General features: G+C 37.4%; 5 protein-coding genes. All 5 read right to left on the minus strand.

Features of this window, described 5'->3' with window-relative positions:
• Positions 1–1,304: two-component regulator propeller domain-containing protein (locus AAC084_RS20295; RefSeq protein WP_339842121.1), on the minus strand; the 1,304-nt coding region annotated here is incomplete at its 3' end.
• 6 nt (positions 1,305–1,310) lie between these two features.
• Positions 1,311–3,461 (minus strand): ATP-binding protein, encoded by a 2,151-nt coding sequence (locus tag AAC084_RS20300; protein WP_339842122.1) that lies wholly within the window; start codon positions 3,459–3,461, stop codon positions 1,311–1,313.
• Positions 3,454–7,140, minus strand: coding sequence for an ATP-binding protein (locus AAC084_RS20305; RefSeq protein WP_339842123.1), 3,687 nt, complete (start codon positions 7,138–7,140; stop codon positions 3,454–3,456). The genes AAC084_RS20300 and AAC084_RS20305 overlap by 8 nt, the downstream gene beginning before the upstream one ends.
• Before the next feature lie 123 nt (positions 7,141–7,263).
• A complete protein-coding gene (locus AAC084_RS20310; protein ID WP_339842124.1) occupies positions 7,264–11,094 on the minus strand; it encodes a two-component regulator propeller domain-containing protein in 3,831 nt (1,276 codons plus the stop codon).
• Complete coding sequence (locus AAC084_RS20315) at positions 11,091–14,726, minus strand: ATP-binding protein (RefSeq protein WP_339842125.1); 3,636 nt, start codon at positions 14,724–14,726, stop codon at positions 11,091–11,093. The genes AAC084_RS20310 and AAC084_RS20315 overlap by 4 nt, the downstream gene beginning before the upstream one ends.
• Positions 14,727–14,926 lie beyond the last annotated feature (200 nt).

Genomic DNA, 14,926 nt, shown 5'->3' on the forward strand with positions numbered 1-14,926 from the left:
GCAATCCAAAGAGACCCATCCTTACGTTTTAAAGGGGTTGGTATCCTAAGAGAGCCTTGCAGAGCAGCGTTTAGGGCAATTGTTTTGGAAGCATCCCTGTTTTTACTAAGTAGAAAGGCCTCTGTCGATCCGAATATCCATAAGTTGCCTTGGGCATCTTCTTCTATTTTATCACCTGTAATGGTATACCCGTTTTCAGAACCTAAAACGCTAACTTTTTGCTTATCTATTGCTAATCTTAAAACACTGGAAGAAGCATTGGAATTACCATTAGGCGTTGGGTAAGGATAACTTAACCAAATATTATTATAGGCATCTTCTTTAATATCCCAAACTATAGAGTTAAGTTTAATTTCGGCTATATTAGAAATTGTTCTAAATTCTTTTCTGGAGGGATCCAACACGCTCAAACCATCTTGATAACTGAGCCATAAATTATTTTTGCTGTCTTCAAATATCTTCCAAGGTTTATTGGAGCCTTCATTTATAATCTTTCGTAAACTTTTCATTTCCCCATCCATTGCGTAGAATCCTTCAGTAAGAGAGTTAAGGTAGATCGTCCCTGTATGGTCGCAAAGAATATCGAAAGGTGTAAAATTATCTGTCTTGGTAATCGTATATGCCGTATCGTTCTTAAAATCCAAGACTGTTAAAAAACGAGGCCCCGGACTAACCAACCAAAGCTTACCTTGTTGGTCAAAGGTCATTTTATAGACTCCTGGGTAATCGTAAACAAAGGCGTTCTCACCATCATAGTAGGTTAGTGGTGTATTGGTCGCGGAAGACCCTATCCAAATACCACCATCTTCAGTTTCTAAAAAGGAGGTAATATCGTTAGAAGGTAATCCTTCATTTGTGGAAAGCTGTAAAACATTCACGTTTGTACCAGTCATATTCGCTGGTGGTTTCATTTTGGTTATAGTTGGTTTTTTTATGGGCGCTTTGGTCAATGTAAAGGGCACGGAATCAAACTTTAATTCCCCGGTAAGATAACCGTCCCAATCCAAATCGTATTCCTTCATTGGGGATTTAAGCGCTTTAAACGTGTTTAGTTCAAAAGGTTTGCTAGGTAAAGCATCTACATTTAAATCATATGATATGGGGGTCGTCAGTGAATCATTGCTTATTTCTTCCCATTCGAATGATTCTGGCTCTGTAAACTGTAAAGGAACGGTTTTTGGAGCTTTATAATCACCTACCGTAGTTTCAGTTTCAGACTTGCTCTGCTTTTGGCAAGAAACCAAAAATAGGCAGCAAAATATACTGATTAAAAATATAGGCCTTAATAATGGTGTGTTTTTCATACTGATTTAGTTGTTGGTTGAATTTGGTAATTCTATAATGAATGTGGTTCCTTTATGTTTTGTTGTTTCTACTTTTAATTCACCACCATGCCCTTTCGTCACAATATCATAACTCATGCTAAGGCCCAAGCCAGTGCCTTCACCTGTTGGTTTAGTGGTGAAAAAGGGCTGGAATATTTTCTCTTTAACCTTTTCAGGAATGCCATCACCATTATCAGAAACACTAATGGTGATACGATCATCCGTTTTTTTAGTGCTGACAGCAACTATGGGCTTAAAATTAACATCTCTTTGTTTTTTCTCGTTTACGGCATAAAAGGCATTCGTAATCAAATTTAGAATTACCCGCCCCATGTCCTGTGGCACAATATCTACAGTACCTATACTTTCATCAAAATCGGTTACCAGTTCGGCATTAAATGATTTGTCTTTTGCCCGTAATCCGTGATAAGCCAAGCGCAAATACTCATCGGTAAGCGCATTTATATCCGTAGGTTCTTTTGTGCCACTGCTGCTTCTAGAATGTTGCAACATACCTTTTACAATATTGTCTGCACGTTTGCCGTGATGATTTATTTTTTCAAGGTTTTGTTTGATATCCAACGAAATAGCCTTGGCTTCTTCAAGATCTCCTTTATCCAATTCTTCGTTCATTTCATCAATAAGCTCGTTACTTACTTCAGAGAAATTATTGACAAAGTTTAACGGGTTTTGAATTTCATGGGCAATGCCGGCAGTTAACTCTCCAAGTGAAGCCATTTTCTCAGATTGGATGAGTTGTGATTGAGTAGCTTTTAAGTCATTTAAAGATTGATTTAAAGCAGAGGTTCTTTCTTTTACTTTTAATTCTAATTTTTCATTTTGTGAAGTAATAAGCGCACTTTTTTCAGCTTCGAGCTTTACAAGTTCCATTGCATTTTGCTGCATATTTACATTTTTTTCTCTCATGCGATAGGCAACAAATGCCAACATGCCTAAAAAGAGAATGGCTTTACCAATCGTATCACTATAAACCATTATTAACCTTAGAGTAAAATCATCGGTTAAATTCGAATACCTATAGATCAAGCCAGTAGCAGTTATGATATAAGATAATGTTAGACTGTATAGCAGTATTCTTACTGATACTTCTCTTTTTTTAGATTTGATTGATAAAAAGGCTAAGAAAATACCAATGACCAAGTAAAGAACTAAGGCAGCATAGTATGGAATGATTATCAATATTATACTAGCCAGAATGAACCACTTTGAATGTTTACCGTAGAAAATTCTGTATCCAAATAAAAAGCAGAACAAGAAAAAATAATTAGACAAAATGCCCCGAGTGAATAAAAGTATGACCATATACTTAGAGGGCAACGTAAAGAACAAGCTGTCTCCACCGTTGAAAGCGATACAAATATTCAATAGTAACATCAAAGAGGAAAAAAGTGCTATCATAAACAGTTCACTGTCCTCCCTGATCAGAAGATATAGAAGCCAAAAAAGTATAAAAAATATGAAAGATCCAATTAAGTTGAACAAAACTTTATATCCCAAAAAGCTCATATAATCAAAATAGTCATTGGTAACAAATCTGGTAGAGCCCAATGGAACAATTTTTGCAACGCCCCAATTGGTACTATAGTCAACATAATGTATGGCTAATGTATATGTAGTGTCAGGTTCTAAAAAAATAGGAGATCGTATCTCGAAATCTTGAATATGCTCTTTAAATGAGGCTCTGTCTTTCCCTTTTTCTCCAAATTGACGGAACAACTTTCCATTTATATAAATATCTTCCGCTGCGTGGTCTTCTTTGTCCAAGTAGAGTGGAAGCTTTGCAAAAGCACTATCAATGGTAAATTGCAACCTAAACCAGCCTTCAAACTTGCCAGAACCATCTGCCATATCATTGGTTATTTGAGAGGGGCTTAATCGTTCCCAACCAGCTAAATCAATGTCTACAGGAGATGCATCTTGCTTATTTCCTGATTTAAAAATCCAACCTGCTTTATTTGTCAACCTTAAACCAAAAATTGAATCTAAATCTGCTTTCGTAAAATGCACGATTGTATCAAGAGCCAATCCATTTTTATCTACAGGGTTTTCTTGCCCACTTGCCGTAAATATCATACAGAAAAATAGCGTGATGAATAGTAGGGATTGTTTAATCATTTATTCTTATGTTAATTATGAAAGTTGTGCCTTCACCTTCTTTTGTTGTCACTTGTAATTCTCCACCGTGTCCTTTTGTCACAATATCGTAGCTCATGCTTAATCCCAAGCCAGTACCTTGCCCAGTAGGTTTGGTGGTGAAAAAGGGTTGAAAGATTTTGTCTTTAACTTTTTCTGGAATACCATCACCGTTATCTGAAACACGTATCGTGATATGTTGATCAGTTTTTTTAGTACTGACAGAAACTATAGGTTTATAATTCACATTTTTTTTCTTCTTTTCATTCACGGCATAAAAAGCATTCGTAATTAAATTAAGAATTACCCGCCCCATATCTTGTGGGACAACGTTTATTTTACCGATAGAATCATCAAGATCAGTCTCCATGGTTGCGTTAAAAGACTTATCCTTTGCTCGAAGACCATGATAAGCTAACCTCAGGTATTCGTCTGCCAAGGCATTAATATCGGTAAATTCCTTTTTACCACTACTACTTCGGCTATGTTGTAGCATTCCCTTTACAATGGCATCTGCACGTTTGCCATGGTGATTAATTTTTTCAAGGTTCTGTTTGATATCCAATGAAATAGCCTTAGCCTCTTCAAGATCTCCTTTATCAAGTTCCTCGTTCATTTCATCTATCAGTTCTTTATTCACTTCAGAGAAGTTGTTGACGAAATTTAAAGGGTTTTGAATCTCATGGGCAATGCCAGCCGTGAGCTCACCCAAGCTTGCCATTTTTTCAGATTGTATGAGTTGAGACTGGGTTATTTTCAAATCTCGATAGGCCTCAGCATTATCTAGCGCCAATGCAGCATAGTTGGCAATACTCCTCAAAATATCTTTATGAAAATCTGTGTACGCGTTCTTAGCAAAACTTTGAGCAGTGAGAACACCTATGATTTTGTCTTTATTAATTAGTGGTAAGTAGACTATGGACAGCGTATCTTCTCCTGCTGCTGTAGCTTGAATATACTCTACATATTGCTTGTAATCATTTTCGAAGTCATTGGAGAGTATTTCCTTTTGATTTTTAAAACACCAATTTGCTAGTCTATTTTTATCCGCTAAGCTATAGCTATATGGTGGTAAAACCTTCCCTTTTTCTTTTGTAGCAGGAAACATTAGTGTTTTATTTGATTTGTTATAAATTCCAATTCCAAATACCGAGGCGTCCATAAGTTTATTGACATGCTGATATACGGTATCGATTATGTTTTCGATAGAAAGCGAACTGGTAATATCCTTCCCGATCTCGCTAATCAATTCAATGTTTTTTCGTCTATCATTTTCGGCTTCTGCCTTTAAAGTAGCTTCACGAAGTGCGGCATGCTGTCTTTCTTTGTTGATTGCTTTTGCTCGTTGAATGCGACTTATTAATACTACAAATAACACTAATAGTAGTAAATAAGATAAGTATGCCCACCAAGTTGCATACCAAGGAGGAGAAATAACAAAAGTATATGCTGCTTCCTGGCCTATTTCATTGAATACATTTTTGGCTCGAACTCGGAATGTATAGGTGCCCCAATGAAGATTAGTATACTCTTTATATGGGCTTTTGTTCCAATCTGTCCATTTGGTTTCAAATCCTTCTAAAAATGTTTGATAGGTAGTACGTTGTTCCTGCTGAAAAAACTGGGCTGCATATGTAAAGCGAAGCGAGTTTAGGGAATAGGTCAAATCCACTAAATCATCGTCAATCTCTTGTTTTAGGTGGTTAAGGGTATCTGAACCTGCAAAGACTCCACGCATCGAAACTGGAAAATCACCTTTTGATATAGGTGAGATTGATTGGTCAAATCGAACTAAACCCTGTCCACTTCCAAGCCAAACAATACCGTTCTCTTCAGAATGTAAAGCTGCAATACTCGGCCATGGATATGCATTGAATAGATTTTCTTTAATGGTGTAGGTTTTGTCTGGGCCGGGGATTGCAAGTCTCAATCTATTACCGATCGGTATCCATACTTGCCCTTTTGAATCTTCTTGAATGAAAAAATTCTCGGAAAGTCCCAAACCGTCCGGAACAACACCGAACCTCTCGTCAGTAACAATTTTTTCAGACTTTGAATCATAAAGTAAACTCGCACCAAATGCGGTAAAAAAAACGTCTCCATTAACTTCATAAGCCAAACCAGGTGAGTTGACTAAGCCATCTTCTGGTCCAAAGGTTTTAATTTCATATTCTTCAATTTTGGGGAGCCTATCTAAACCTATAGCGGGAGTAATTCGATAGGCCATATTTGCTTGAGTTCCTCCCCAAATAGTTCCATCTTCACCCTCGGCCAGGGACCAAATTGTATGGGACATACCAAGTATATTACCAAATTTTTCCCAAAAATTTCCCTTACGAATGAAAACAGCAAGACCATCATCGATAGATGCATATAGGAGGTTAGGGTATTTTTTAGAAATCATTAGGTCTTGACTCCCGTTAATTTCGGGATCAATTTCTAAAATTTGACCATCACGGATCATTGAAAGAGCCTCACCCGGGACAAGTAAGTCTTTTCCATCCACTACCATATCCCAAATCTGAATTGCCCCTAATTCAGGTATAGATATAAACTTTTTCAATTTAGGATCATACTTGTATAGACCAATTGCAGTGGTAATATATAATTGCCCTTCAGCTCTTATAATACTTATAATTGTAGAAGTGATTCCTTGGTCATTTGAAAAAATACTGATTGGTGAATTGAGCTCGAGCTTTGATATTCCATTGTCAAGCCCCACCCAAACAGTCTGATCTTGATCTACGTAAACAGCATAAACTGAAGGGTCTTGTAATCCCTCTTCGGCAGTTAACACGTGTATCAATTTTCCATTGGTATCCATTTCTACCAAACCCAATCCAATTACGGAGGAAACAAGATTTCCATTCGATAGCACTGCACTTTTATACAATAGGTTGGATTCAGCATACTGATTGAGCTCAGTATCAAAAATCGAAAAATTATCGCCGTTGTATTTATAGATCTTCTGAAAAAATCTTGCCGCCAGAAACTGCTTTTTACCTGTCTCAGGATTATTTAGATAGGGGACTAGTGAAAAAAGCCTATCTCCTGCGAGTACCTCACTGCCAGGTATCAATTCTAGCTTATTATTGATCATCTTATACAAGCCTGTATCTAAATCATGGATGATGTACTCCCCATGAATGATAAACCCCTGAGAAAATGTACTGTAGGCTGGGTAAGATTTCAGGTCGAATTCCCCTTTCTCCAAATCATAGGAGAGTCTAAAGAGGTATTCTCTTGATTGAAAATATAAAAATTCCCCATCATACTGTACTGACCAGATTTCTTCAAAATTCCTGTTCTCTTGAGGTATCAGGTATTTTAATGATTCGGCTTCTAAATCGCCAAATTTATTTCTTTTGAGATAACCAATACTTCCCGCAGACCCATAAAAAATCACACCATTTTTATCTTTGGCCAATCCTCTTGAAGAAGCCCCCGTAGGGTTATCTGGAAGTCGAATTTGCCTCCAATTGATTCCGTCAAATTCCATAATCTCAGTGGAAGTCCCAAAATACATAAATTGGTCATCACTTTGAATTATTGACCAAACCTGCCCGTTTCCTCCATATTCAGAAGTAGGATAGTTTGTAATGAGAGGAATTCCAATTTCTTTACTCGTTTGTGAATACGACTTTTCTGTAAAAAAAAGCAAGCATACGCCAATACAAAAAGTGAGATTGCAGCTTTTTAAAAGAGAGTACATCGAATTCAACATAGTATTATATTTTTTAAATAAAAGATAAAAAGTTAAGCCAACTATTTTAGTTGCATATTTCTATGTGGGTATTAAGATTAAAAATTTTGTACCTATTCCTTCTTTACTTTCCACTTTTAGTTCTCCTCCATGTCCTTTTGTAACAATATCGTAGCTCATGCTTAAGCCCAAGCCAGTACCTTGACCTGTTGGTTTCGTAGTAAAAAAGGGCTGGAATATTTTATCCAATACCTTTTGGGGTATTCCACCTCCATTATCCGTTACCTTAATTTCCAAATGGTCTCCGGTCTTTTTAGTGCTGACAGAAACTATGGGCTTAAAATTGTTGTCTTTTTGCTTTTTCTCGTTGACAGCATAAAAGGCATTCGTAATTAAATTAAGGATTACCCGCCCCATGTCTTGGGGTATTATATTTACTTTTCCAATATGCTCATCAAAATCGGTTACCAGTTCGGCATTAAATGATTTGTCCTTTGCTCGTAATCCGTGGTAGGCCAGACGTAGGTATTCGTCAGCCAAAGCATTGATGTCCGTAGGTTCTTTTGTGCCGCTACTGCTCCTTGAGTGTTGTAACATACCCTTTACAATATTGTCCGCACGTTTACCATGGTGGTATATTTTTTCAAGATTTTGTTTGATATCCAATGAAATAGCCTTGGCCTCTTCAAGATCCCCTTTATCCAGTTCCTCGTTCATTTCATCAATAAGTTCGTTATTTACCTCACTAAAATTGTTGACGAAGTTCAGTGGATTTTGAATTTCATGGGCAATACCCGCTGTAAGTTCTCCAAGGGAGGCCATTTTTTCTGATTGGATGAGTTGAGACTGAGTAGTCTTTAGCTTGTTGTAGGCTTTTGCTATTTCCTTTGCATGTGCCAACTCTTTTTCACGTGATCGTTCTTGTTCTTTTCGTTTGATTTTTGCCCGCATAAAGCGGTTTACCATAATAAAGCCAAGAAGTACTATTACCGCATACAATGCATAGGCCCACCATCGTTGCCACCATGGCGCAGCAATATTGATATTTAAGATTTTTCCTTCTTCGTTCCATATTCCATAGGCGTTGGAAGCCCTTATGGCAAATTGATATTCACCTGGATATAAGTTGGTGTAGGAGGCGAAATTTCGATTGTCATAGATCCAATCTTCATCGTACCCTATAAGCTTGTGGGCATATTGATTCTTTTCTGGATTTGCGAAGTGTAAGGCCGAAAATTCAAAACTCAAGTTGTTCTGTTGATGGGATAAATTAAGCAAATCGGTGTTTAGTAAACTTGCTGTCAGCGGACTTTCCGATCCCATATCTAAAACCGATTTATTTGAAATTAGCACATTAGAAATAAGTAAATCAGGCGGCGTATTGTTCGCCGTGATACTTTTGAAAGAGGTGAGGCCATGATCGCCGCCAAAATAAAAAGTACCATCCGTACTGCGTGCAGCGCCCAAGGGTATAAAAATATCACCACCAAGACCATCGGTTGTGTTATAATTTATAAAGGTTACTTTACCCAAAATTTCGTTGGTAACCATTTGTGAGATTCCATTTTGTGTACCAATCCACATTTCACCATTATCACCTTCCAAGATTACCTCTGTGAGGTTGGTGGGAAGACCATCGGTCTCTGTAAATTGGGTGAATTTTCCGGTATCAGGGTCAAGCTTATTAATTCCCTCTGACGTAGCCATCCAAATAATACCTTTACTATCTTCTAGGATGTCTGAAATACTATTACTAGACAATGAGTTTTCCTTTTTTGGGTCAAAGTCATAATAGGTTACTTTATTGGTTTCAGGATCAATTCTATTCAAGCCTTGCCCATTCGCACTAACCCATATATATTTAGTGCCTATTTCAATGTCTGAAATATTGTTACCTCCCATTACAATACCTTTTTTATTTTCGGCTATACGTTGCTCAAACGATGCAGATTGCTTGTCGCTTAAAGGTCTTATAAGTGATAAACCATATAGGGACGTTTGATCCGGCGGGTCTTCATTCCATGCGTCATAGGCATGGCTATTATCTGCTTTAAATCGTAATGTATAAGAGCCAGGTTGAAGTGTTATAGGCGCCATGACAATCCTGTTTTTTGCTGCACCTCCAGCATAATAAGATTCTTCAAAGTTGTTAAATTTCCATATCGTATCGTTTTGTGCGTTCTCTATCCATCCATAATCAGCCATACTTCTGGAATCTCCTTCCCCTACAGACATGATAAAATAGGTGTCCTCTTCATTTATTTCTATAGCTTGGGAGCGGTCTTCAGAATCTTTGACCTTATCAATGAGTCCCATACTTTGATCTGATCGGGATAATGTATCAAATTCTTTCACTAAATTTTGTGGATAGGCAAGGGTGAATTTGCTCATCAATCGCTGGAAATTTCCAGTAGCAGGGTCAAAAATATTTACTCCATTATTGGTGCCAACCCAGAGTTTGCCTCGCCCATCTGCCCTAATGACACGTACTTGCGTGTTAGATAGGGTATTGGTATTATCAGCTTCATATTTGTACCTGTTGATTTCATGATAATTTTTATCCAGTTCAATTAATCCATCGCCCCAAGTACCCAACCAAAGGGTGCCATCTGGGTCTTCCGCAATACTTCTTACAGATCCACCAAAATAATCATCAACGACATCAAAAGCTACTTTTTCGAAGCTTCGTTTTTTTGGGTCAAAAATATTCAATCCCTCACCTCTCGATCCAACGTACATGGTGCCTGGTTTTACGGTAGAAGCAAGAATGCCAAAAACGCCATTAGGGCTAATACTCAGAGGGTCCTCTTCTATATGGGAAAAATAGGAAAATGGTTTGTTGATCGGGTCGTATTTCAATAAACCAGATTCCAAACTCCCAAACCAAAAAATACCGCTACGATCAACAATGAAATGGCTTATTGTAATGTCCCACATAGTACCATTCATTTTTAATTTTCCTGCGATTGTAATTTCTTGGTAATTATCCGTAATTCCATCAAATTTTAATATTCCCTTAAAATTATTGGTGATCCATATATTACCCTGTTGGTCAGGTAAAATCTTATTCAGTCTATCGAAAAGTCTAGTTTCGGAATCACTGTAATCGACAAGGGTTTTTAGGTTATTGGTTTTCGGATTAAATTTGTATATGCCTTTACGAGTGGTTAACCAAAGTATATTGTTGGTATCCCAATATATTGATGAGATATGATTATTTGGATTTACGAAGTCAAACCCTTCCAAATTATCAGCTTTTACCGGTTTAAAGGTTTTTTCGTCTTTACTCATGTGCATTAAACCATAAAGGGTGGAGCCAAACCAAATACCTCCTTGTGCATCTTCGGTTATTGCAATACTAAAACCATTATGGTCTGGGTCGGTTATATTTGGGATGTCATACTCGGCAAAACCCCAGCTATCAGTTTCAGGATTATATTTCACCAATTCCATTGCTTGTGTAGCTGCCCAAATGCGTTGTTGAGAATCAATAAAAACGGTAAAAACACGACCTACGTCTGGGGGTAAATCAAATAGTTCCACAAAAGCATAATTGATAAATTCATTTTTCTTTCGGTCATACTTGGATACTCCTTCGTCCGTTGCCACCCACATATCATGGTTTGCATCTTCTGCAAGGCCCCAAATACCATTAGTAAGTAAACTATAGGGGTTGTTTGGTACATGTTTAAACGTCTCAAATCTGTAGCCATCATATTTTTGTAGGCCATTACTTGTTCCAATCCATAATAAACCATAGCTATCTTGTAAAACCTCTTTTACGTCTGGAGAGGCAAGACCATCGGCAATGCTTAAATAGGTGGGGTTTATCTGCTGTTGCTTCACTTGGGCAAAGGCAAAAGAAGTTATTAGGCAGATTAGAGCAGTAATGAATCTGGTTTTTGCTTTCATTTCGTTTTTATTGGTTCGGTCACATATACTGGCAACGTAATGTTAAATTGCGTTCTCTCATTTTCTATGGTTTCTACATGGAGTTCCCCCCCATGCCCTTTGGTGACAATATCATAACTCATACTCAATCCTAATCCCGTTCCCTGTCCTGTTGGTTTAGTAGTGAAAAAGGGTTGAAAAACTTTGTCGATAACGTGTTTAGGTATTCCATTGCCGTTATCAGTGACTTTTATTTCTATTTTATCACCAACTCTTTTTGTACTAACTGAAACGGTTGGCTTATAGTCCTTAGGTTTTTGTTGCTTCTTTTCATTCACGGCATAAAAAGCATTCGTAATTAAATTGAGAATTACCCGGCCCATGTCTTGTGGTATCATATTTACTTTTCCAATATGCTCATCAAAATCGGTTACCAGTTCGGCATTAAATGATTTGTCTTTTGCCCGTAATCCGTGATAAGCCAAGCGTAAATATTCATCTGCAAGAGCATTTATATCCGTAGGTTCTTTAGTGCCACTACTACTTCTTGAGTGTTGCAACATACCCTTTACAATATTGTCTGCACGTTTACCATGGTGGTTTATTTTTTCAAGGTTTTGTTTGATATCCAATGAAATAGCCTTTACTTCTTCAAGATCTCCTTTATCCAACTCATCGTTCATTTCATCAATGAGTTCATTGCTTACTTCACTGAAATTATTGACGAAGTTTAGGGGATTCTGAATCTCATGGGCAATGCCGGCAGTTAGTTCACCAAGACTGGCCATTTTTTCGGATTGGATCAATTGCTTTTGTGTGGTTTGAAGGTTAGACAGCGTGTCTTCTAATCTCTTTTTTTCTGCAAGTAGTGCAGTGGCCTGTTCTTCCTTTACCTGTAAATCTAGAAAACGAGTATAGGTCTGTTCGAATACCGTGGCAAAACGTTTGAATATGTCATGGGATTTTGGTACTCTTTCATAGGTAATGAACATCACATAACCATATTTGAAATAACAAATATGGAATATTTGAAAGGAGGGAAGTGGATGCCCTGCTTTAAGTATACCATCGATTACTTCCCCAAAGACGGGTAGCTTACGCATAAACTCATAATGTTCTTTAATGAGTTCACCGCCTAGTTCACCAATATGAAAAGTTTCTCCGTTTAGTAAAGGCTTATCAAAATCATAACCTACACCAACGTTGGGTAATATAAATGGTTTTTGAATAATGCCTTCACTGCTCATAAATGCAGTAGCTTCTTTTTTATTTTCTGTCCAAATACAATAGCCTGCACTCCAAGCTGGAATGCCCAGCTCCTGAACTTGTAAAAATAGGTCGTTGGCGGCCTCAGGAAGTTCATTGCTATGTTGCATGGCCATGGTTCGACTTCGAACACGTTCTAAGGCATTTTCAATCCGTGCTTCGCGTGTTTGGGCTTCTGCTTTTTGCAGGTCTAGAAAGCGAATATAGGCTTGTTCAAAGACCTTAGAAAAACGTTTTATGATGTCTATCTCATCATGGGTTAGAGGAATGCCCGAAAAATCGGCGATGCCAATACTTGAGTTTTTTTGAAATACAGGGGAATAGGCATAAAATTTCTGATCATAAATCCATTCTGCTTGAGCTTTTATTTCTGGAGTTCTTGTATAATGTGATATTTCAAAAAAAGATTGGAAATACGTATTTTTTTCGTTTTCGGTATAGGTTCCTGAGTAGAAATCAATGCCTGCTTCTTTCGCGTTCCAAAAGTCATCTAATACCCTATGTTTAAAGTAGGGTGTTGAAATTAAAATATTTGAAATATCGTCAGATGCTATCCATTGATTATAGTTTTTGGAATCTTCATCAAAAACCACGATTACGGCGACTCTCGATTCCATGGAAATATCTATTTGCTGAAATTTTTTATGAATCTCGAGAACGACTTCGCGAAGTTCTTCACTTTTATGCATGGCTAAGGATCTGGATCTTACTTTTTCTAAAGCCGCTTCAATTTGTGATTCTCTAGCTTGTGCTTCTGCTTTTTGAAGGTCTAAGAAACGTGTGTAGGTTTGTTCGAAGACTTTGGCAAAACGTTTAAAAACATTATGCATTTCTGGAAGAGGTTCGTAAGTAATAAATATCATATTACCGTAAGCAAAATTGACAACATGATCAATTTGATACTCAGGAAATTCTAAACCACTATCCAACATGCCTTGAAGCATATCTCCTATGCCAGGAAGAGAGTGCATATATTTGTAATGATCCTTTTGGATTTCTCCTTCTTTTTCATAGACAAAAAGTTCATCTCCCCTTCTTTTTGATTCATCGAACTGTTTAAAAATAGGATGCTCCAAAAGAGGTACTTTACAAGATGGAAGTATTTCGCCATCAGGACCGCCTGGGTAAAAAGTAAATTCAGTATCACCAATTTCCCAAATATTAAAGCCACAGGTCCATTGTTGAATACCTAATTCTTTCACTTGTTGAAACAGAATGGTTGCTACATCGGCCAATTCTTCACTTTTTTGCATAGCCATGGTACGTGCCCGAACCCATTCCAATGCTAATTCAATCTGAACTTCACGCGCTTGTTTTTCTGATTTTTGAAGATCAAGAAATCGACGATGAGCCAAATCAAAAGCCCCGGCAAATTTCACTAAGATTTCTAGGTCTTCTTTAGGCGGATGTGCAACAACACCGGGTAAACTATATCCTATTTCTCCGTGAGTTGTACGGGCCATGATAAAAGTTAGTCCTCCAATATGCCTAATATCATCATGAGTAGGGGCTTGAGGGTCTACCTGTTGAAAGTTGCCCAATGCAATTATTTTATCTACATAGTCAATAGCAGCTTCCGTATCCATTGCATAAATGACCATGGGGTCGGTACTTTTTTCCCAATTGGCCAACATGGGAATTTCCCCATGAATATGTCTTGGCAGTTCCATCACCATACCAATGCGGGTACCATCGCCAGAAGTCATTGCTTTGTCATATTTATCTGGTAACCACATCATATGCCAGAAATATTGCGCCTCGTGACCTAATTTTAGAAATTCGGTGCGCAAGGTCACCACTACATCCAGAAGATCTTCAGAGGCATTCATAGCCAATGCCTTGGCACGTATACGTTCTAAAGCACCCTCAATTTCAAGTTCCCTATTTTTTTCTTCGAGTTCAATAGTACGTCGCTTAATAGCCTCCCTTAATTCTATGTTTTCCTTGCTTATTTGATCAAGACCTATAGTTTCCCCATCTTCTGCCTTACCATCTGGCGTAGAGTAATGTTGGTATACAAAATGCCAACCATCTTTATTTTGCTCAAGTATATTGCTAAATCGAAAGCGACCGTAGTAATTCCAATCTTCTCCATTTAGAAACCAAGCATCAAATAAGTGGGTAATGATAATTAGCTCACCAAACTGTTCTACTATTTTGGTTTCATTACGAACTTGGGATTTTCCAGAGAGTTGTTCAGCGGTAACCTTAAAGAAATTTGTAGTATCCTTTCTGTTCAAGAATTCTTCATTATCGGTAGAGCCAATAAAATGAAAGGCATTGTCAAAATAGGAGTCATAAGTTTTAACATCGCCATTTAAGTAACTATGCAACCACTTATGATAAACATCTAATACTGCGGCCTCAATCTTTTTGGTTGGTTTCATTGTTTGGTCGGTACTACTGTTGATTTTGAAAAATGCCAACTAAAAAAATATTTAGTTATCTAAGGCATTTCCAAAAATTTAAAAAAAACAAAAAATCAATATATATTATGATTGATCAATTTGATGACCAGTCATAATTTGACTTTCTAAATAAAAAGGGGGGACTTTGTAGCTGTTTAAATTAAGAAAATTAGCTTTAA

Origin of the sequence: uncultured Maribacter sp. (genome assembly GCF_963977385.1) — a bacterium.
Taxonomy (GTDB): domain Bacteria; phylum Bacteroidota; class Bacteroidia; order Flavobacteriales; family Flavobacteriaceae; genus Maribacter.

Bases quoted from the DNA above. Each gene is read 5' to 3' on its own strand.
- AAC084_RS20300 (WP_339842122.1), bottom strand. From the start codon at position 3,461: ATGATTAAACAATCCCTACTATTCATCACGCTATTTTTCTGTATGATA.
- AAC084_RS20310 (WP_339842124.1), bottom strand. From the start codon at position 11,094: ATGAAAGCAAAAACCAGATTCATTACTGCTCTAATCTGCCTAATAACT.
- AAC084_RS20315 (WP_339842125.1), bottom strand. From the start codon at position 14,726: ATGAAACCAACCAAAAAGATTGAGGCCGCAGTATTAGATGTTTATCAT.